We start from the raw sequence: 18,510 nt of genomic DNA on the forward strand, positions 1-18,510 counted from the left end.
CCCGGATCAGCTCCCGCCGCTATCGTCCAGCAGTTCCCGGAACGCCTGGGCGACCGCCTCCGGGTACTCCATCATCGCCACGTGCCCCGCGTCGGGCAGGGTCAGCAGCCGGGCGTCGCGGAAGGCCGCGGACGCCTTGCGTGCCATCCGGTACGAGACGAGCTGGTCCCGTCCGCCGTACACGAGCTGGGTCGGTGCGAGCACCCGCTCGGCCTGGCGCCACAGTCCGTGCTGGCCGCCCAGGGTGTACGCGTCGACGATGCCCCGGGCCGAACGCGTCATCGCGTCCCAGAAATACGGCAGCTCCAGCCGGCGCTCCATCTCGGCCACCGCATGGCGGAAGGCTTCCTCGGAGACCCGTGCCGGATCGCCGTAACAGAGTGCCATGACTCCACGCGTCCGCTGCTCCGCCGTCCAGTCCTTCGTGAGCCGGGCGAACAGGGAAGCGACCCCCGGCACCGCCAGCAGACCGGTCGGGACGGCCGGCCGTTGCACCCGCCACTCCGGCAGGGCGGGCGAGATCAGGGTGAGGGTGCGCACCAGGTCGGGGCGGACGGCGGCGACGCGGGTGGCGACCGCGCCGCCCAGCGAATTGCCGAAGAGATGGACGGGGCCCCGCTCCTCCGCGTCCAGCAGCCGGATCACCGCACGGGCGTGTCCGGTCACCGAGTAGTTGCCGTCGTCGGGCGGCGGCGAATCCCCGAATCCGGGCAGGTCGACCGCTTCCCCGTCGACCAGGCCGGAGAGCAGCGGCATCAGCGCGGACCAGTTCTGCGACGATCCGCCGAGCCCGTGCACGTACAGCGCGGGAGGCAGTCCGGGCCGGTCCCCCGGCCGGCAGCGGATGTTCAGACCGATCCCCGGGAGGGACACGGAACGCAGCCGTTCGCCGTCGGCGACCCGGACGGCACTGACCGTGGGGGCCACCGCGGCGGCGGCGGCCTGGACACCCGGCAGCTCGGTCGAAGACATGCGCCAATGTTACGAGACGATCACGCACTGATTCATGTGTTCGCCGTCACAAGGCCGCATCGCGGGGTAGACGCGTAGCTCCTAGGCTTCAGGGGGAACGACAGGAAGGGAGCTGCCACATGACGGTCGACCCGAGCGACCCGGACACCTTCGAGAGCGCGGAGCCGGACGAGCCGGGGCCGGAGGCCCCGGAGGCCGACGCCGCCGAGCAGCGTGCGGACGTCCGGCCGGAGCACGACGAACGGACCGGGATCGTCGACCCGGCCGCCGCCAACGAGGCCGACGTCGCGGAACAGCGCAGGGTGATTCCCCTGGACGAGGACGATTACCGCTGAAACGCCCCGGTTTTACTCACGACCGCAAAGAACTGTGGCTTCCACAGCCGTCCGGTCCATGAAATTCTGCGTCCGCGCCGCGCACTCCCGGGTTACCCAAAAGTACGATGGCAGTACGGCGCAGCGTGCACGGACCGGCTGTGCTGGAACACATATTTGGGAGGCGGCGTGACAGCCATCGAGCAGACAGAGGCGGCGCGCCCGCGGGGCACCCGCCTGCCCCGCCGCGCCCGACGCAATCAGCTGCTGGGCGCCGCGCAGGAGGTCTTCGTCGCGCAGGGCTACCACTCCGCCGCGATGGACGACATCGCCGAGCGGGCCGGGGTCAGCAAGCCGGTGCTCTACCAGCACTTCCCCGGGAAGCTGGAGCTGTATCTGGCCCTGCTCGACCAGCACTGCGAGTCGCTGCTCCAGGCCGTCCGCACGGCGCTGGCCTCGACGACGGACAACAAGCTGCGCGTCGAGGCGACGATGGACGCCTACTTCGCGTACGTGGAGGACGAGGGCGGCGCGTTCCGGCTGGTCTTCGAGTCCGACCTGACCAACGAGCCCGCCGTGCGCGAGCGGGTGGACCGGGTGTCGCTCCAGTGCGCGGAGGCCATCTCCGACGTGATCGCCGGGGACACGGGCCTGTCCAAGGACGAGTCCATGCTGCTGGCGGTCGGGCTCGGCGGAGTCTCCCAGGTGGTGGCCCGCTACTGGCTCTCCAGCCGGTCCTCCATCCCCCGGGACACGGCCGTGCAGCTTCTCACCTCGCTGGCCTGGCGGGGCATCGCGGGCTTCCCGCTGCACGGTGTCGAGCAGCACTGACCCCTCCGCGCCGGGACGCCTGACGCCGTGTTCGCTGCGGGCGTTGCCGGTCGGGCCCTGAGCGCCGCTTCCGCCGGGCTAATGTGGCTGCGTACGGCGCGGTTCGCCGCGCAGGGACTGACCGTCGGAGGGACATAGCCGTGGAGGTCAAGATCGGGGTGCAGCACACGCCCCGCGAGATCGTTCTGGAGAGCGGGCTTTCCGCCGAGGACGTCGAGAGCGCGGTCGCCGCGGCACTGGGCGGCAAGGCGGAGCTGCTCAGCCTCACGGACGACAAGGGCCGCAAGGTCCTCGTGCCGGCCGACCGGATCGCGTATGTGGAGATCGGTGAGCCGACCACCCGGCGGGTGGGGTTCGGGGCGCTGTAGTCCACGGGACGCGTTGATCAGGCGATCACAGGAGCGGCCCGGCGGGAACATCCCGCCGGGCCGCTCCTGTGTCGCGTACGGCGTTGCGGGTGTGCGGGGCCGCCGCGTGCACGGGATGTCCGCTTCTCCCGTTCCCGTACGGGCCGGAAGGAGCCGTCGGAGGGTTGCTCGCCGCCGCCGGGGGGTAGTACCGCCTACGACCGATTTGCCCGCCCCGCACACCCCCGCGAGGTGATCCTCTGTGATCTGGGAATCCTTCGGCGCCGCCGTGCTCGGACTGGCCCTGTCCTGGATGGCGCTCCGATCACTGGCCGACCGCCTGCCGGCCGGCCGTGCGGTTTATCTCACCGGCACGCTGGGTGCCCTCTTCGGCGCGTATCTGACACATGCCGCGCTGGGTCCCGGCCATGCCCTGGCGACGCTGATCGGAGCCGTGTCCGTCGGAGCGGTGACGCTCTCGCTCCTGATCCGGCCACGCGGCCGCCGCCTCAACCGGTCGGCGGCGGCCCAGGCCCAGTAGCCCCGCCCGCGGCGTTACGCGGCCAGGCCGAGAGCGGCCATCCGCTTGGTGTGGGCCTCGGTGATCCGGGAGAACATCCGGCCCACCTCGGCCAGGTCGAAGCCGTCCGCGACGCCGCCCACCAGCATCGTCGAGAGGGCGTCGCGGTCGGCGACCACCCGCTGGGCCTGCGAGAGCGCCTCGCCCATCAGCCGGCGGGCCCAGAGCGCGAGCCGCCCGCCGACCCGGGGGTCGGCCTCGATGGCGGCGCGCACCTTCTCCACGGCGAAGTTCCCGTGGCCGGTGTCGTCGAGCACGGACAGCACGAGGGAGCGGGTGTCGGTGTCGAGCCGGGCCGCGACCTCGCGGTAGAAGTCGCTCGCGATCGAGTCGCCGACGTACGCCTTGACCAGGCCCTCCAGCCAGTCGGACGGGGCGGTCTGGCGGTGGAAGTCGTCGAGCGCCTTGGCGAACGGCTCCATCGCGGCGGTCGGCTCCTCGTCGACCGCGGTGAGCCGCTCGGTCAGCTGCTCGAAGTGGTGGAACTCGGCGGCGGCCATCTTCGCCAGCTCCGCCTTGTCCCCGAGGGTCGGCGCGAGCTTCGCGTCCTCGGCCAGCCGTTCAAAGGCCGCCAGCTCTCCGTAGGCGAGGGCGCCGAGCAGGTCCACGACGGCGGCGCGGTACTGCGGGTCCGTGGCCGCGGTGGCCCAGTCCTGGGTGGCGATCCCGGTGGCTCCGGAAGAGTCGGCGGGGGTGTCGGTGGCGTGGTCTGGCGTCTCCATGAAACGGAACGATAGCCCTCCGCGCGCAGGGCGGAAGGGCCTGGTCAGCCGGGGCCGCCATACCGTTCCGATGAATTCGTCCAACACACATGCGCGAATCCGGGGTACAGTGGTATTGCGCTTACTGAGCACTGTGCTGTGCCAGGGGCGCGCCCTTTGAATGAGGATGCCCGGTCGGAGGCCCGATCGGCTCCGACCCGACAGCCCTCCACGCGGTGCGTACGACACGTATGACTGCAGATGAGGGGCCCCCTCAGCGGCACGAGCGCTCGAGCGACGGCAGTGGTCCCGCGCCACCCGGCCACCACGGCCGGATGACCAACCCGGCACGGTACGACCCCCAGCGTTCGCCTCGGACCGCGTCTCACAGAAGAGGCAGCACCCTGACTACGTTCCGCGACCTCGGCATTTTTCCCGAGACGGCCGAAGCCCTTGAGGCGGTCGGCATCACGTCCCCCTTCCCCATCCAGGAGCTGACGCTCCCCGTCGCCCTCTCCGGCTCCGACGTCATCGGCCAGGCCAAGACCGGCACCGGAAAGACGCTCGGCTTCGGTCTCCCGCTCCTGGAGCGCGTGACCGTCCCCGCCGACGTCGAGGCGGGGCGGGCCAAGCCCGAGCAGCTGACCGACGCGCCGCAGGCGCTCGTCGTCGTCCCCACCCGCGAGCTGTGCACCCAGGTCACCAACGACCTGCTCACGGCCGGCAAGGTCCGTAACGTCCGCGTTCTCGCGATCTACGGCGGCCGGGCGTACGAGCCCCAGGTCGAGGCCCTCAAGAAGGGCGTCGACGTGATCGTCGGCACCCCGGGCCGCCTGCTGGACCTGGCGGGCCAGCGCAAGCTCGACCTCTCCCACATCCGCGGGCTCGTCCTCGACGAGGCCGACGAGATGCTGGACCTGGGCTTCCTGCCCGACGTCGAGCGCATCATCACGATGCTGCCGGCCAAGCGCCAGACGATGCTGTTCTCGGCCACCATGCCCGGTGCCGTCATCAGCCTCGCCCGCCGCTACATGTCGCAGCCGACGCACATCAACGCCACGTCGCCCGACGACGAGGGCACGACCGTGAAGAACACGGTCCAGCACGTCTACCGCGCCCACAACATGGACAAGCCGGAGATGCTCGCCCGCATCCTCCAGGCCGACGGCCGCGGGCTCGCGATGATCTTCTGCCGGACGAAGCGCACGGCCGCCGACATCGCCGAGCAGCTGGAGAAGCGCGGCTTCGCCTCCGGCGCGGTCCACGGCGACCTCGGCCAGGGCGCCCGCGAGCAGGCGCTGCGCGCCTTCCGCAACGGCAAGGTCGACGTCCTGGTCTGCACCGACGTCGCCGCGCGCGGTATCGACGTCGAGGGTGTCACCCACGTCGTCAACTACCAGTCGCCGGAGGACGAGAAGACCTACCTCCACCGCATCGGCCGCACCGGCCGCGCGGGGGCCAAGGGCACCGCGATCACGCTGGTCGACTGGGACGACATCCCGCGCTGGCAGCTGATCAACAAGGCCCTGGACCTGAAGTTCCCGGACCCGCCGGAGACGTACTCCACCTCGCCGCACCTCTTCGAGGAGCTGGGCATCCCGGCCGGCACCAAGGGTGTACTGCCGCGTGCCGAGCGGACCCGTGCGGGCCTGCGCGCCGAAGAGGTCGAGGACCTCGGCGAGACCGGCGGCCGCGGCCGCAAGGCCGCCGCGTCGGCACCCGCCCGTGAGGAGCGCGAGCCCCGCACCCGTACGCCGCGCCAGCGCCGCCGCACCCGTGGCGGGGCCGGCACGGAGGCGGACGCCGCGACGGTGCCCGCACCCGCCAAGGAGGCCACCCCGGTCGCCCCGGCCGGTGACGAGGCGCCCGAGGCGCCGCGTACGCCGCGCCGTCGCCGCCGTACGCGGGCCGGCGCGGCCGAGGCCGCTGCCACCGAGGCGGCCGTGGCGGTCGCCGAGCCTCCGGCGGTTCCCGCCCCCGTGGCCGAGGCCGCACCCGCGGCGGAGCCGGTCGCGGAGGCGGTCGCGGAGACCAAGCCGCGCCGTCGTCGCAGCCGCGCCGCGGCGAAGCCGGTGACCGAGGAGACGGCCGCGCCCGTCGCCGCCGCTCCGGCCGCCCCGGCCCCGGTCGACTTCCAGACGGTGGCCGTCGCGGCGGGTGCCGTCGAGCCGGTCGCCGAGCCGAAGGCCGTCCGGCCGCGCCGTCGCACCCGGATCGTGAAGCCGGCCGACGAGGTCGACTTCCAGATCGCCCCGGCCGCCGAGCCGGAGCCCGAGGTCAAGACGCGTCGCCGCCCGGCCCGCACCACGAAGCCGAGGACGGAGTCGAAGGCGAAGGCCGAGCCCAAGGCCGAGGGCCAGGCCGCCGAGTCCACGCCGGCCGCCGAGCCGAAGGCCCGGACGGCCAGGGCGACGAAGTCCCGCGCGAAGGCGGAGACGGCGGAGCCCGCGGAGAAGAAGGCCCCGGCGAAGAAGGCCAAGGCCGCGCCGAAGGCCGTCGCCGCCGAGCAGCCCGCCGTCGAGGCTCCGGCCGACGGGGCGGAGGCCAAGCCGCGCCGCCGCCGCGCCACCCGCAGCGTCACCTCGACCGCGACGCAGGAGGCCGCCGTGGTCTCCGCCGCCGAGGCCGTGGTGAGCGAGGCCGCCGCCGAGCCGAAGCCGCGCCGCCGCCGGGCCACCCGCCCCGCGGGCGCCGCATCGGCGACGACCGAGGGCTGACGCTTCGGGCGACCCCGCACGACAGGCACGACCACGGCCCCGGCCCCCGCACTCCGCGGGGGCCGGGGCCGTTCGTCGTCCGGAAGGCCGCCCCGGGCGCGGCGGGCCCGGGGCGGCGGGGATAGCCTCGCCGTATGAGCCGCCCGCCGACCTTCACCCCGCCGCCCTGCGCCGACGCCCGCGTCCTGGCCACCGAGCGCGGCGACTTCGCCGTCCTGGACGCCGTCCCGCGCACCCCGGCCCGGGCCACCGCCCTGCTGCTGCCCGGCTACACCGGCAGCAAGGAGGACTTCGTCGCGCTGCTGGAACCGCTGACCGGGGCGGGCTACCGGGTCATCGCCGTGGATGGTCGGGGGCAGTACGAATCTCCGGGGACGGACCGTCAGGAGAGTTACGCCCAGGGCGAGTTGGCGCGTGATGTGCTGGCCCAGGCGGCGGCCCTGGGTGAGGCGCCGGGGGGCCTGCACCTGCTCGGGCACTCGCTCGGCGGCCAGATCGCCCGCGCCGCCGTCCTGCTGGACGCCGCCCCGTTCCGTTCCCTGACGCTCATGTCCTCGGGCCCGGCCGAGGTCGTCGCGGCGCAGCGGGACAAGGTGAAGATGCTGAGCGACGCGCTGGCCGTGCTGTCCATGGACGAGGTGTGGCAGGCGATGCAGGCGCTGGATCCCCCGCAGGACGCGGACACCGGCGACGGCGCGGACATGCGCCGCCGCTGGCTGGCTCACAACCCGGCGCAGTTGATCGCCACCGGGGCCCAGTTGACGGCCGAGCCGGACCGGGTGGACGAGCTGGCCGCCGTCGGGCTGCCCGTCCATGTGCTGTCCGGGGAGCGCGACGACGTATGGCCGGTGGAGCTGTTCGACGCCATGGCCCGGCGTCTCGGCGCCCGCCGCACCACGATCGCCGGCGCCGAGCACTCCCCCAACACCGCCCGCCCGCAGGAGACCGCGAAGGCGCTGGCCGCGTTCTGGGACGGCCTGCCGGACGCCTGACCGGCCCACCGACGGCCTGCCGCCCGTACCGCTCGAAAAGCCGCCGCGTCAGTACTGCGCCTGGAGGTGCTGCCAGAAGCCGTCGCGGAGCGCCCGCCGCAGATGCGCGTGGCCGCGCAGCGAGTGCTGGAGCAGCCGCTCGGCCTCCACCAGGAGGTCCTGGTCGACGGAGCCCGGCAGGTAGGGATGGCCGGGCAGCAGGTCGGCGAGGGATTCCCGGCCCCGGGCGGCGAGCCAGGCGGCCGCGATCTGCGCGCCGACGAAGCGGACGTCCTCCCGGGAGGGGGCCGGGGTGTCGTCCTCGTACGTCGTGACGGGGCGCCGGGTGACGTAGGGGCGGCAGAAGTCGAGATCGAAGGTGCGCTGGCTGTCGACCTCCCAGAGCAGGGGTTCGGCCTGGTTGCGGCCTTCGGCGGCCTCGATGCCCCAGAGGTGGACGCGGGCCCCGTACCCCTGGGCGGCCTCGACCGCCGAGACCAGGTCCTCGTCGCCGCCGACGAGCGCCGCGTCGCTGATGGCGCGGTGCCGGGCGAGGGATTCGAGGTCGGTGCGGATGAGCGAGTCGACGCCCTTCTGCTGGTTGTTGGCGTTGAGGTTGCCGAGCCGCACCTTGACGTCGGGGAGTTCGGCGATGGCCTGCTGCTCGGTGGTGTGGATACGGCGGCGGGCCCCGTCGTACCAGTAGACGCGCAGCAGCCTGCTGTCCGCGAAGATCGTGCGGGCCTTGTCGATGAAGGCCTCGATCAGCCCTTCGGCGTCGAGGTCGAAGGAGCGCCGGTCCTCGGTGCCGGTGACGAGCAGCCCGGCCGCGGCGTAGACGTAGCCGGCGTCCACGAAGATGGCGTGCGTCGAGGGGGTCTTCGCCACCTCGACGAGCATGCGCTGGAGCAGCTCGTTGGTGCGGTCCAGGCGGGCGCCGAGGCCGGCCTCTCCGGTGCCCCCGATGAGCTGCGGGTCCGCCTCGTTCATGCGAACCTCGTGGTCTGTGGCGGTGTGGCTACCGACGGGTAGTTAGACATCCAAAAAATTTCCTTAGCGTAGGGAATGTTTGCAAGGGGCATCTCGTTGTCACCCTTGTGGAACGCGAGGGAAACCCCGCGTTCCTAGTCTTGCCGGTGGGGACGCCCCCTCGGCGCCAGCAGTTCTCCAGCAGGAGGATCAGACGAAGGGAAGCACTGTGCGCTTCGAGATCATGCGACTCGACGACGTCGACGGTACCGCCGTGGACAGCACCGTCGTGGACGCCGCCTCCGTCAACCGGATCGTGCAGCAGGCCGCGGCGACAGGCCAGCGCATCTACATCCGGCCGGCCGACAGTTCGGCCTCGTAACACCTGACGTTGCAGAGACGAGGCACCCCCGCACGGAACGTCCGTGCGGGGGTGCTGTGGTGTGCGGGGCCCTTCGAGGAGCCTGCTCAGGAGTTCTGGATGACCTGGGTGACACCGTTGATGATCTGCTGGACGGCGATGGCGGAGAGCATCATGCCCGCGAGCCGGGTCACCAGCACCACGCCGCCGTCCTTGATCACGCGGATGATGACCAGCGAGTAGCGCATGGTCAGCCAGAGCACCACGTGCATGGCGACGATCGCGGACCACACCGAGAGCTGGCCGCCCACGCCGTCGGCGTGCTGCACCGCGAGGATGACGGAGACGATGGCGCCGGGTCCGGCGAGCAGCGGCATGCCCAGCGGTACGAGCGCCACGTTGACGTCCTTGGTCTGCGTCGGCTCGTCCGTCTTGCCGGTCAGCAGGTCGAGCGCGATGAGCAGCAGCAGGAGCCCGCCCGCGATCATCAGCGCGGGCACGGAGACATGCAGGTAGTCGAGGATCTGCTGACCGAGCAGACCGAAGACGGCGATCACGCCGAACGCGACCGCGACCGCCTGGAGCGCCATCTTGCGCTGCACCCTGGCGGGGCGGCCCGCGGTGAGCGCGAGGAAGATCGGCGTGATCCCGGGCGGGTCCATGATCACAAATAGGGTGAGAAAAAGGGATCCGAAGACAGCGACGTCGAACACAGTGAGCCTTGCGAGAGATGAGCGGGTGGTACGGAGGGGGCGCGGGTCCGGGCAGCGGGCGTCACGGTGCGTCGGGCACGCGACGGCACGCACGGGGCGCGCGGGGAGAAGAACGGGGTACGGCGAAGGGTGCGGCGAGCCTCAGCGGCGGTCGGCTCCGCCGGCGCCCGGCACCGGGAAGGCTCCGGTGGCGCGCCGGGTGATCTCGCCGTAGATCTCGGGGTCGGTGGTGAACGCGCCGAGCTCGACGGATTTCCGGCTGCCGTGGTAGTCGCTGGAGCCGGTGGTGAGCAGCCCCAGCTCGCGGGCGAGGCCGCGCAGCCGGGCCCGGGTGGGCCCGTCGTGGTCCATGTGGTCGACCTCGATGCCGTCGAGGCCCGCCTCGGCGAGGGCGACGATCGTGGACTCGGGGACGACCGCGCCGCGTTTCACCGCGCCCGGGTGGGCGAAGACGGCGACCCCGCCCGCCGCCTTCACCAGGCGGACGGCCTCGAAGGGGTCGAACTCGTGCTTCTCGGCGTACGCCCGGCCGCCGTTGCCCAGCCAGTCGGGCGTGAAGGCGTCGGAGACGGTGGGCACGACGCCGAGTTCGACGAGGGCGGCGGCGACGTGCGGGCGGCCGACCGAGCCGTCCCCGGCGATGCGGGCGACCTGCTCCCAGGTGATGGGGACGTCGAGGGCGCGCAGCTTGCGGACCATCTCCTGGGCGCGCGGCACGCGGTCGTCGCGGACGAGTTCCCGGGCGCGCTCCAGCTCGGCGTCGGCCGGGTCGAAGAGGTAGGCGAGCAGATGCATGCCCACGCCGTCGACGCGGCAGGAGAGCTCGGCGCCGGTGACGAGGGTGAGCCCCTCGGGCAGTGCGTCGATGGCCTGCTTGTGGCCGCCCACGGTGTCGTGGTCGGTGAGCGCGACGACGTCCAGGCCCGCGGCGGCGGCGTTGGCCACCAGCTCGGCGGGGGTGTCCGTGCCGTCCGACGCGGTGGAGTGGGTGTGCAGGTCGATACGCACGACGGCTGACTCCGGGGCTCGCGGGCGGACGGGGGACCGCTCAAGGATAACCGTCGCCCGCCGGACCTCAGGCCGCGAAAGCCCTCCGCTCGACGTGATCTACCGCTCGCTCTTCCCCTGCCGGGGCGGCGTCTCCGGGGTGGTGAGGAGGCGTGGGGTGAGCGCGCCGCAGGGGACGAGGTCGACCTCTCCCCCGGCGTCCCGCAGATCGGTGAGGACGAGTTCGTCGTACATCAGGAGCCCGGACTGCTCGGGCCACAGGATCGCCCAGAGCCAGAGCCCTCGCGCCTCTCCGGCGAAGACGGCGCGGTCCTCCGGGGCGTTCCTGACGTGCCAGAGCGGGGTGGGGCGGCCGGCGGCGTGGACCTTGGCGTCGGGGGCGGAGTCGACGTTCAGGTGGTGGCCGGGGTCGGGGCCCTCGATGCCGGCGTACCGGGCGCCGAGTCCGACGCCGAGCTCCTCGGCGACGAGGAGCAGCTCGCCCATCCCGCCCAGCGGGCCGGGTCCGGAGCAGGCCACGGCGCTGGCGCGTCCGCCGCTGCGGTCGTCGCCCGCGCTGGCGGCCCCGGTGAACAGCCAGCCCACGGGGAGCGGCCAGGGCATCCAGACGGGGACCTGGGTGCGGTGCACCACGACGCCGAGCGCCTCGACGCTGGGTGGGACGACCGGCTGCATCGGGTGGACCTGGCCGTGCACGGAGCACTGCCAGGCGTCGGCGAAGAGACCGGGCGCCCTGACCCGGCCACCGCACTTCGGGCAACTGGGTTCGCCCCTCATAAGGACCAACCGTCCTCTCCGCCGGTCCTCCCGTCAAGGACGATCACCCGTCCGCAGCGTGGTCCTGACCCGGGAAAATAGGTGTAGCTTGCATTTATTAGATTGTCTAAATTATCCTGTGTCCAGCGCATCGGCCCTGCGAGGCCGGACGGAGAAGGCCGGAAGAGAAGGAGACAGCCCATGCGGGGAGAGGATCCGTTCGACGAAGGCGCGGCGGGAGGCGGCATCCTGCGTCAGCCGAAGGCCGTCTGGGCCACTGCGGGCGCCTCGGTCGTGGCCTTCATGGGGATCGGCCTGGTGGACCCGATCCTGCCGTCCATCGCCCGGGGCCTCGACGCCTCGGCGAGCCAGGTGTCGCTGCTGTTCACCTCGTACTTCCTGATCACCGCGTTCGCGATGCTGGTCACCGGCTTCGTCTCCAGCCGCATCGGCGGCCGCAAGACCCTGCTGGCCGGTCTCGCGCTGGTGGTCGTCTTCGCCGCGCTCTCCGGCACCTCGTCCTCCGTCGCCGAACTGGTCGGCTTCCGGGCCGGCTGGGGCCTGGGCAACGCCCTCTTCGTCTCGACCGCCCTCGCGGTGATCGTCGGAGCGGCGGCGGGCGGCAGCGCGGCGGCGATCCTGCTGTACGAGTCGGCGCTCGGCCTCGGCATGGCGTGCGGGCCGCTGCTCGGCGCGCTGCTGGGGGACGCCAGCTGGCGCTACCCGTTCTTCGGCACGGCGGCCCTGATGGCGATCGGCTTCCTCTGCATCGCCGCGTTCCTCGGGGAACAGCCGAAGCCCGCCGTCAGGACCTCGCTGCTCGATCCCGTGAAGGCGCTGGGCCACGGCGGGCTGGCCTCGGTGGCGGCCTCGGCGTTCTTCTACAACTACGCCTTCTTCACGGTCCTGGCCTTCACGCCGTTCGTGCTGGACATGACCCCGTACACGTCGGGCGCGGTCTTCTTCGCCTGGGGCCTGCTGCTCGCCGTCTTCTCCGTGCTGGTCGCCCCGCGCCTCCAGCGCCGCTTCGGCTCGCTCAAGGTGCTCGGGGCCTCGCTGGTCCTGCTCGCCGCCGACCTGCTGGTCCTCGGCTACGGCAGCCACACCACGGCGATCGTCGCCACGATCGTCTCCGGCGCGTTCATCGGCATGAACAACACCGTCTACACCGAGCTGGCCCTCGGGGTCTCCGACGCCCCGCGGCCCGTGGCCAGCGCCGGTTACAACTTCGTCCGCTGGTTCGCCGCGGCGGCCGCCCCCTTCCTCGCCCCGAAGATCGAGGAGTGGACCGACAGCCACGTCCCGTTCGTGGTGGCCGCGCTCGCCGCCCTGGCCGGAGCGGCCGTCGTGGGAGTACGGCGTACGGCACTGACCCACGAGGCCGAGGAACTGGAGCCGGTCCACGCGCTGGAGGACGGCGTGACGGTCTTCGCCGACTGACCGCCCAGCAGAGGAACCGGTCAGCAGAGGAGCCGGTCAGTCCAGCGGTACGGACGTGCGCTGCGGATCGCGCAGGTCCGTACCGTGCGTCAGCCACCGCTCCTGGAGCTCCTGCGCACCGCGCACCCGCTTCCAGGCGGCCTCGTTGTGCGTCATCGGCAGCAGCGGCAGGAAGCGGACCGGGTCCATCGGCGCGTCCAGCTCCAGGTCCTCCACCAGCCCGCCGGGCTCCGCGACCAGGACCGAGGTGAACGGCGCCCCGGTCCACAGCGGTTCACCCAGGTCCAGCGAGGCGCCCGGGGCCACGATCAGCCCCTCGACCTGCGGGGAGGCGGCCAGTACGGCGAGCGGGCGCAGCACCTGGTCGGTGTCGGCGATTCCGCCCCGTACGGACAGGATCAGCTCGGCGCGGGGCCCCTTCACGGGGTCGGCGAGCGGCGAGGTCGGATCGGCCATCGGCGCGCCCGACATGCCGAGCGTCGCGTAGCGCACGATGTCGCCGTCGAGGAAGCGGAGCACCTGGATGCGGTCCGTGCCGAGGAACGTCACGTCGGCGCGGGCGTCCGGCTCCCCGAGGGCGGAGCGGAGCCGGGCCTCGACCAGCGGAAGAATTTCTGCCATGCGGCGAGCATAGATCGCGTAGTGAATGGGCAAAGTACGGGATTGGGTCTTGAGCGGCTGATAGCCTGGCCGCCGGTCGGGACAGCACGCAGAAGCGTCGCTCTTCTTCGTCCCGACGACACGTCGTCCCCCACGGGGGACCGGCCGGAGGAGGTGGGGACTGCCATGGATCCAAGTCGACCGTGCAGTACCGACCGCTCTTCCGAGCCTCACCTCTCCCGCTGATCCGACGCCTCCCGTCGGTGGCCCGGGGCCGACATCGCCGTCGTGTCCGAACGACTTCCCGACAGCGGTTCGCGTGACGGAAGAGCCCTTCGTTCCTGCCTGCCCGAAGCGCATTTTTGCCTGTCTGTAGCGAACGCCGTCATCGCGCCCGCGCGGTGGAGCCCGCTTTGCGGACGTGAGCACACGTCCCCATTCCGGGCTGTTCCACGCCCTCGCCGACGGCCCTCCGTGAAGGAGCCAGCCATGTCGATGATCCGTGACCTGCGCGCCGCCGTGCGCCCGTCCCTCCGTAAGAACAGCGCCCCGTACAGCGCGTACGACACCACCCGCGACCCGTCCGCCTCCAGCGCCGTCGTCGACTGCGCGGTCTACCGCGACGGCCGCCGACTGGTGACGCCCGCCACCCCGACCCCGCACGAGGCGATGCTCCAGGTGCGGGAGGAGGGCGGTTTCGCCTGGATCGGTCTGCACGAGCCGACGGAGGCCGAATTCGCGGGTATCGCCCGGGAGTTCGGGCTGCACCCGCTGGCGGTGGAGGACGCCGTCCACGCCCACCAGCGGCCCAAGCTGGAGCGGTACGACGACACGCTGTTCACCGTCTTCAAGACGATCCACTACGTGGAGCACGCCGAACTCACCGCCACCAGCGAGGTCGTGGAGACCGGTGAGGTGATGTGCTTCACGGGCCGGGACTTCGTCATCACCGTCCGGCACGGCGGCCAGGGCTCCCTGCGCGCCCTGCGCCACCGCCTCCAGGACGATCCGGAGCTGCTCGCCAAGGGCCCGTCCGCCGTGCTGCACGCCATCGCCGACCACGTGGTCGACGGGTACATCGCGGTGGCCGAGGCGGTGCAGGACGACATCGACGAGGTGGAGATCGATGTCTTCTCCACCCCGGCGAAGGGCTCCGCACGCGGTTCGGACGCCGGCCGGATCTACCAACTCAAGCGCGAGGTCCTGGAGTTCAAGCGGGCCGTGTCCCCGCTGCTGCGGCCCATGCAGCTGCTGAGCGAACGTCCGATGCGGCTGATCGACCCCGACATCCAGAAGTACTTCCGCGATGTCGCCGACCACCTCGCCCGGGTCCAGGAAGAGGTCCTCGGCTTCGACGAGCTGCTGAACTCGATCCTCCAGGCCAATCTGGCGCAGGCGACGGTCACGCAGAACGAGGACATGCGCAAGATCACCTCCTGGGCGGCGATCATCGCCGTGCCGACGATGATCTGCGGGGTCTACGGCATGAACTTCGACCACATGCCGGAGCTGGAGTGGAGGTACGGCTATCCGCTGGTGCTCGGCGTCATCGGGGTGGTCTGTTTCTCGATCCACCGCATCCTCAAGCGCAACGGCTGGCTGTGAGCGCGGGCTCATCAGGACGAGAGGCCCTGGGGTCCTCGGGCCCGTCTAAGCTCGGCCCATGACTGACGCCACCGCGACCGACGCCGCCGGCCTGCTGGAGCGGGCCCTCGCCGAGGAGGCCACCAAGAAGTCGGGCCTGGTCTGGGTCCGGGGCTCCGGGCCCGCCCGTGCCGTCTGGCACGTCTGGCACGAGGGCGCGGCGCTCCTGGTCGGCGGCGGCCCCGGCGAGCAGCCGCTGCCTCGGGGCCTGGCCGACGGGGGCCGCGCCGAGGTGACCGTACGCAGCAAGGACAAGGGCGGCCGGATCGTCGCCTGGAGTGCGGCGGTACGTTTCCTGGCGCCGCACTCCGAGGAGTGGGAGGCGGCGGTCGCCGAGCTGAAGGGCAAGCGGCTGAACGCGCCGGACGCCGAGGCGATGCCCGAGCGGTGGGCGCGCACGTGCACGGTGGTGCGGCTGACACCGGAGGCGGTGAGCACCGTGCTGCCGGACTCCTCGCTGGCGGCCGTTCCGCTGCCGACCCCGGCCACCACCCGCGAGCCCGCCCCGGCGGCGGTCCCCCGGCTGCTGCTGAAGCGCCGCCGGAAGGGCTGAGCGGCCCCGCGGGGGCCGTCGGCCCGGCCGGAGGACGCAGACCGGGGCGCGGAGCGGAGGACTCGGCCGGAGGACTGAGGCCGTCGGCTCAGCCGGAGGACTTCGGGAGCTGCCCGCCGTAGTCGACGGTGTCGTCCTTCTCGGGGGCCTCCAGCGGGAAGGCCTGCCCCCAGTCGGCCAGCGAGACCGTGCCCCCGCCGCCGGCCCGGGCCACCCGTACCGGATACGGCTCCTTCTCCAGCGAGACGTCGAAGGCCCCGCCTTCCCCCTTGCCGCCGAGGATCTGGATGGTGCGCTGCCCGGCGACCGTGTCCCGGCCGCCCTTGTTCAGCTTGCCGTGCAGCGCCAGGAGCCCGTCCAGCAGGACCTTCTTGTCGGTGAAGCCGCGCAACTGACGGTAGCTGGGGTCGCCCTCGGGGACCTTCACGTACTTGCCGCCCAGCTTGTCGGCGGCGGCCACGTCGCCGGTCTCGCTCCCGCCCTCGCTGCCCTCGTGGGTCCAGAACTCGGCCGGCGCCTTGAGGAAGAGCTCGTCCTCGACCCGCAGCAGGGCGAAGCTCTGCTTCTTCGAGGTCACCGACCCCATGCCGCCCTTCGCGTTGAGCTTCATCTCCAGCCGGTAGGTGCCGCCCTTGCTGACGAGCGTGCCCGACAGGCGTACGGCACTGGCCGCTTCCGCCGCCGCTCTGGCCTTCTTGTCGATCTCGGCGGCGGAGAGTCTGGCGACGCCGTTGGTCCCCTTGTCCGGGTCCTCCTCCGTGCCGCAGGCGGCCAGGACCACGGTGAGCCCTCCGCACAGCACGAGAGCGAGGGCGGTCCGGCGATGGTTCCGCACGGCCGGGGCAAAAGAGGTCACGGGCGCACTGCCTCTCCACTGCGATCGGGGGTAGCAGACGGCAGCGTACCCGTGCGGCGCGCGCCGTCCGGCAGCCAGCCGTACGGACGGGTCCGCCGGGGCGCGGCGCGTCGGTACGGGCTAGCCTGATCCCGGTGTACCGGCGAATTCCGCTGGTCGGCGGCGGCAGGCAGGGACGACCGGGGACGCACGGCCACGGACCGGACGAAACGGTTCCGGCAGAACGGCGAGACGGTTCCGGCCGGATACGGGACCACCCGGACACGGACGGACGAAGGAGGCGGCGGATGGCGGCGGTCACCCCCAGGGTCTTCGTCTCCCACCTGTCCGGGGTGCCCGTCTTCGACCCCAACGGGGACCAGGTCGGCCGGGTCCGCGACCTGGTGGCGATGTTGCGGGTCGGCGGACGGCCGCCGCGCATCCTGGGACTGGTGGTCGAGGTGATCAGCCGCCGACGGATCTTCCTGCCGATGACCCGGGTGACGGGCGTCGAGTCCGGCCAGGTCATCACCACCGGCGTCGTCAACATGCGGCGCTTCGAACAGCGGCCCACCGAGCGGCTCGTCCTCGGCGAGTTCCTGGACCGGCGGGTCCGGCTGGTGGAGGACGACGAAGAAGTCACCGTCCTGGACGTGGCCATCCAGCAGCTGCCCGCCCGCCGCGACTGGGAGATCGACAAGTACTTCGTCCGCAAGGGGCGCGGCGGTGCGCTGCGCCGCAAGGGCGAGACGCTGACGGTGGAGTGGTCGGCGGTCAGCGGCTTCTCGCTGGAGGAGCACGGGCAGGGCGCGGAGAACCTGGTCGCCACGTTCGAGCGGCTGCGGCCCACCGATGTGGCCAACGCCCTGCACCACCTCTCGCCCAAGCGCCGGGCGGAGGTGGCGGCCGCCCTGGACGACGACCGGCTCGCCGACGTCCTGGAGGAGCTGCCCGAGGACGACCAGGTGGAGATCATCGGCAAGCTCGCCGAGGAGCGGGCCGCCGACGTCCTGGAGGCGATGGACCCCGACGACGCGGCGGACCTGCTCTCCGAGCTGCCGGAGGACGACAAGGAACGGCTGCTGGCGCTGATGCGGCCGGACGACGCCGCCGACGTACGACGGCTGATGTCGTACGAGGAGCGGACGGCGGGCGGTCTCATGACGACCGAGCCGATCGTGCTGCGCCCGGACGCCACGGTGGCGGACGCGCTGGCCCGCGTACGGCAGGCGGACCTGTCTCCCGCGCTGGCGGCGCAGGTGTACGTGTGCCGCTCGCCCGACGAGACCCCGACGGGCAAGTACCTGGGCACGGTGCACTTCCAGCGGCTGCTGCGCGACCCGCCGTTCACCCTGGTCAGCTCGATCGTCGACAGCGATCTGGTGCCGCTGCCGCCGGACACCCCGCTGCCGTTGGTCACCAGCTACCTGGCCGCGTACAACATGGTCTCCGCCCCGGTCGTGGACGAGAGCGGCTCCCTGCTGGGCGCGGTGACCGTCGACGACGTCCTGGACCATCTGCTGCCGGACGACTGGCGCGAGACGGACCTGACGGATCTGCACGGGGAGACGGGTCTGCACGGGGAGGAGGGGGTCGGCCGTGGCGGGCGATGAGCGGGCGAAGGCGTCCTCGACCGGTGCCTCCGGGCTGATGCGGCCCCCGCGCACCCGGCTGGACCAGCCGAGGGCGCCGCGCCGGAGGCTGCTGCCGGAGTACGACCCGGAGGCGTTCGGCCGGTTCTCGGAGCGGATCGCGCGGTTCCTGGGGACCGGGCGGTTCATCGTCTGGATGACGCTGATCATCATCGTCTGGGTGCTGTGGAACATCTTCGCGCCCGAGGACCTGCGGTTCGACCAGTACCCGTTCATCTTCCTGACGCTGATGCTCTCGCTCCAGGCCTCGTACGCCGCGCCGCTGATCCTCCTCGCCCAGAACCGGCAGGACGACCGTGACCGGGTCACGCACGAGCAGGACCGCAAGCAGAACGAGCGCTCCATCGCCGACACCGAATACCTGACCCGGGAGATCGCGGCCCTGCGGATGGGCCTGGGCGAGGTCGCCACCCGGGACTGGATCCGCTCCGAGCTCCAGGACATGGTGAAGGACATGGAGGAGCGGCAGATGCTGTTCCCGGCCGAGAGTGACGAAGGCGACCGCTGACGGGCTACCCGTCCGTAGGCCCGCGCGCCGTAACATCG

20 protein-coding genes are annotated in these 18,510 nt (G+C 72.2%); 12 read left to right on the plus strand and 8 right to left on the minus strand.

Annotated elements, in window-relative coordinates; all coding sequences use genetic code 11:
- Nucleotides 1–6: 6 nt before the first annotated feature.
- The gene (locus IE145_RS00490) at nucleotides 7–972 is read right to left on the minus strand and encodes an alpha/beta fold hydrolase (protein ID WP_189517757.1); all 966 of its coding nucleotides are present in this window, start codon (nucleotides 970–972) and stop codon (nucleotides 7–9) included.
- A 119-nt stretch (nucleotides 973–1,091) separates the two neighbouring features.
- Here IE145_RS00490 and IE145_RS00495 point away from each other — a divergent pair, with 119 nt between their 5' ends.
- The 4 genes from IE145_RS00495 to IE145_RS00510 all read left to right on the plus strand — a co-directional run bounded on the left by IE145_RS00495 (nucleotide 1,092) and on the right by IE145_RS00510 (nucleotide 3,005).
- Nucleotides 1,092–1,307 (plus strand): Rv3202a family protein, encoded by a 216-nt coding sequence (locus IE145_RS00495; protein ID WP_189517759.1) that lies wholly within the window; start codon nucleotides 1,092–1,094, stop codon nucleotides 1,305–1,307.
- A gap of 168 nt (nucleotides 1,308–1,475) precedes the next feature.
- A complete protein-coding gene (locus IE145_RS00500) occupies nucleotides 1,476–2,117 on the plus strand; it encodes a TetR/AcrR family transcriptional regulator (protein ID WP_098899267.1) in 642 nt (213 codons plus the stop codon).
- Between the two features lie 140 nt (nucleotides 2,118–2,257).
- Nucleotides 2,258–2,485 carry a DUF3107 domain-containing protein gene (locus IE145_RS00505; RefSeq protein ID WP_010061602.1) on the plus strand — a complete coding sequence of 76 codons (228 nt, stop codon included), beginning with the start codon at nucleotides 2,258–2,260 and terminating at the stop codon, nucleotides 2,483–2,485.
- Between the two features lie 241 nt (nucleotides 2,486–2,726).
- Nucleotides 2,727–3,005 (plus strand): hypothetical protein, encoded by a 279-nt coding sequence (locus IE145_RS00510; RefSeq protein ID WP_189517761.1) that lies wholly within the window; start codon nucleotides 2,727–2,729, stop codon nucleotides 3,003–3,005.
- Between the two features lie 14 nt (nucleotides 3,006–3,019).
- On the opposite strand, the gene IE145_RS00515 is transcribed toward IE145_RS00510, so the two are convergent.
- Nucleotides 3,020–3,766 (minus strand): ferritin-like fold-containing protein, encoded by a 747-nt coding sequence (locus IE145_RS00515; RefSeq protein ID WP_189517763.1) that lies wholly within the window; start codon nucleotides 3,764–3,766, stop codon nucleotides 3,020–3,022.
- A gap of 314 nt (nucleotides 3,767–4,080) precedes the next feature.
- On the opposite strand from IE145_RS00515, the gene IE145_RS00520 reads away from it, so the two are divergent.
- Together IE145_RS00520 and IE145_RS00525 are read left to right on the plus strand one after the other, a co-directional pair.
- Nucleotides 4,081–6,462: a DEAD/DEAH box helicase gene (locus tag IE145_RS00520; protein WP_229825148.1), complete on the plus strand. Its 2,382-nt coding sequence runs from the start codon at nucleotides 4,081–4,083 to the stop codon at nucleotides 6,460–6,462.
- Nucleotides 6,463–6,596: 134 nt separating this feature from the next.
- Nucleotides 6,597–7,454 (plus strand): alpha/beta fold hydrolase, encoded by an 858-nt coding sequence (locus IE145_RS00525; RefSeq protein ID WP_189517765.1) that lies wholly within the window; start codon nucleotides 6,597–6,599, stop codon nucleotides 7,452–7,454.
- A gap of 48 nt (nucleotides 7,455–7,502) precedes the next feature.
- Here IE145_RS00525 and IE145_RS00530 read toward each other — a convergent pair whose 3' ends face one another.
- A complete protein-coding gene (locus IE145_RS00530; RefSeq protein ID WP_189517767.1) occupies nucleotides 7,503–8,423 on the minus strand; it encodes an NYN domain-containing protein in 921 nt (306 codons plus the stop codon).
- Between the two features lie 208 nt (nucleotides 8,424–8,631).
- Between IE145_RS00530 and IE145_RS00535 the strand changes: the two genes are divergently transcribed.
- Nucleotides 8,632–8,784: a DUF8834 family protein gene (locus IE145_RS00535; protein ID WP_006127395.1), complete on the plus strand. Its 153-nt coding sequence runs from the start codon at nucleotides 8,632–8,634 to the stop codon at nucleotides 8,782–8,784.
- An 86-nt stretch (nucleotides 8,785–8,870) separates the two neighbouring features.
- Here IE145_RS00535 and IE145_RS00540 read toward each other — a convergent pair whose 3' ends face one another.
- The 3 genes from IE145_RS00540 to IE145_RS00550 all read right to left on the minus strand — a co-directional run bounded on the left by IE145_RS00540 (nucleotide 8,871) and on the right by IE145_RS00550 (nucleotide 11,261).
- Nucleotides 8,871–9,476 carry a MarC family protein gene (locus IE145_RS00540; protein ID WP_189517769.1) on the minus strand — a complete coding sequence of 202 codons (606 nt, stop codon included), beginning with the start codon at nucleotides 9,474–9,476 and terminating at the stop codon, nucleotides 8,871–8,873.
- Between the two features lie 141 nt (nucleotides 9,477–9,617).
- Nucleotides 9,618–10,484, minus strand: coding sequence for a PHP domain-containing protein (locus tag IE145_RS00545; protein WP_189517771.1), 867 nt, complete (start codon nucleotides 10,482–10,484; stop codon nucleotides 9,618–9,620).
- A gap of 99 nt (nucleotides 10,485–10,583) precedes the next feature.
- Complete coding sequence (locus IE145_RS00550) at nucleotides 10,584–11,261, minus strand: DUF6758 family protein (protein ID WP_189517773.1); 678 nt, start codon at nucleotides 11,259–11,261, stop codon at nucleotides 10,584–10,586.
- Nucleotides 11,262–11,441: 180 nt separating this feature from the next.
- Between IE145_RS00550 and IE145_RS00555 the strand changes: the two genes are divergently transcribed.
- Nucleotides 11,442–12,680: an MFS transporter gene (locus IE145_RS00555; RefSeq protein ID WP_189517775.1), complete on the plus strand. Its 1,239-nt coding sequence runs from the start codon at nucleotides 11,442–11,444 to the stop codon at nucleotides 12,678–12,680.
- A gap of 36 nt (nucleotides 12,681–12,716) precedes the next feature.
- Here IE145_RS00555 and IE145_RS00560 read toward each other — a convergent pair whose 3' ends face one another.
- On the minus strand, nucleotides 12,717–13,301 hold the full coding sequence (locus IE145_RS00560; RefSeq protein WP_189517776.1) for a suppressor of fused domain protein: 585 nt from the start codon (nucleotides 13,299–13,301) through the stop codon (nucleotides 12,717–12,719).
- 468 nt (nucleotides 13,302–13,769) lie between these two features.
- Here IE145_RS00560 and IE145_RS00565 point away from each other — a divergent pair, with 468 nt between their 5' ends.
- Together IE145_RS00565 and IE145_RS00570 are read left to right on the plus strand one after the other, a co-directional pair.
- On the plus strand, nucleotides 13,770–14,885 hold the full coding sequence (locus tag IE145_RS00565; RefSeq protein ID WP_189517778.1) for a magnesium and cobalt transport protein CorA: 1,116 nt from the start codon (nucleotides 13,770–13,772) through the stop codon (nucleotides 14,883–14,885).
- Nucleotides 14,886–14,943: 58 nt separating this feature from the next.
- Nucleotides 14,944–15,477, plus strand: a complete 534-nt coding sequence (locus IE145_RS00570) for a hypothetical protein (protein WP_189517780.1) — start codon at nucleotides 14,944–14,946, stop codon at nucleotides 15,475–15,477.
- 88 nt (nucleotides 15,478–15,565) lie between these two features.
- Here the strand turns inward: IE145_RS00570 and IE145_RS00575 are convergent, their stop codons facing one another.
- Entirely contained in the window at nucleotides 15,566–16,333 is a 768-nt protein-coding gene (locus tag IE145_RS00575) for a hypothetical protein (RefSeq protein ID WP_189517782.1), read from the minus strand.
- 287 nt (nucleotides 16,334–16,620) lie between these two features.
- Here IE145_RS00575 and IE145_RS00580 point away from each other — a divergent pair, with 287 nt between their 5' ends.
- The gene (locus tag IE145_RS00580) at nucleotides 16,621–17,925 is read left to right on the plus strand and encodes a magnesium transporter MgtE N-terminal domain-containing protein (RefSeq protein WP_189517784.1); all 1,305 of its coding nucleotides are present in this window, start codon (nucleotides 16,621–16,623) and stop codon (nucleotides 17,923–17,925) included.
- Nucleotides 17,912–18,472: a DUF1003 domain-containing protein gene (locus tag IE145_RS00585; protein ID WP_189517786.1), complete on the plus strand. Its 561-nt coding sequence runs from the start codon at nucleotides 17,912–17,914 to the stop codon at nucleotides 18,470–18,472. Before IE145_RS00580 ends, IE145_RS00585 begins: the two co-directional genes overlap by 14 nt.
- Nucleotides 18,473–18,510: the final 38 nt, after the last annotated feature.

This window comes from Streptomyces sindenensis (assembly GCF_014649035.1).
Classification (GTDB): Bacteria; Actinomycetota; Actinomycetes; order Streptomycetales; family Streptomycetaceae; genus Streptomyces; species Streptomyces sindenensis.

Bases quoted from the DNA above. Each gene is read 5' to 3' on its own strand.
- IE145_RS00490 (WP_189517757.1), bottom strand. From the start codon at position 972: ATGTCTTCGACCGAGCTGCCGGGTGTCCAGGCCGCCGCCGCCGCGGTG.
- IE145_RS00495 (WP_189517759.1), top strand. From the start codon at position 1,092: ATGACGGTCGACCCGAGCGACCCGGACACCTTCGAGAGCGCGGAGCCG.
- IE145_RS00515 (WP_189517763.1), bottom strand. From the start codon at position 3,766: ATGGAGACGCCAGACCACGCCACCGACACCCCCGCCGACTCTTCCGGA.
- IE145_RS00520 (WP_229825148.1), top strand. From the start codon at position 4,081: ATGACCAACCCGGCACGGTACGACCCCCAGCGTTCGCCTCGGACCGCG.
- IE145_RS00525 (WP_189517765.1), top strand. From the start codon at position 6,597: ATGAGCCGCCCGCCGACCTTCACCCCGCCGCCCTGCGCCGACGCCCGC.
- IE145_RS00530 (WP_189517767.1), bottom strand. From the start codon at position 8,423: ATGAACGAGGCGGACCCGCAGCTCATCGGGGGCACCGGAGAGGCCGGC.
- IE145_RS00550 (WP_189517773.1), bottom strand. From the start codon at position 11,261: ATGAGGGGCGAACCCAGTTGCCCGAAGTGCGGTGGCCGGGTCAGGGCG.
- IE145_RS00555 (WP_189517775.1), top strand. From the start codon at position 11,442: ATGCGGGGAGAGGATCCGTTCGACGAAGGCGCGGCGGGAGGCGGCATC.
- IE145_RS00560 (WP_189517776.1), bottom strand. From the start codon at position 13,301: ATGGCAGAAATTCTTCCGCTGGTCGAGGCCCGGCTCCGCTCCGCCCTC.
- IE145_RS00565 (WP_189517778.1), top strand. From the start codon at position 13,770: ATGTCGATGATCCGTGACCTGCGCGCCGCCGTGCGCCCGTCCCTCCGT.
- IE145_RS00570 (WP_189517780.1), top strand. From the start codon at position 14,944: ATGACTGACGCCACCGCGACCGACGCCGCCGGCCTGCTGGAGCGGGCC.
- IE145_RS00580 (WP_189517784.1), top strand. From the start codon at position 16,621: ATGGCGGCGGTCACCCCCAGGGTCTTCGTCTCCCACCTGTCCGGGGTG.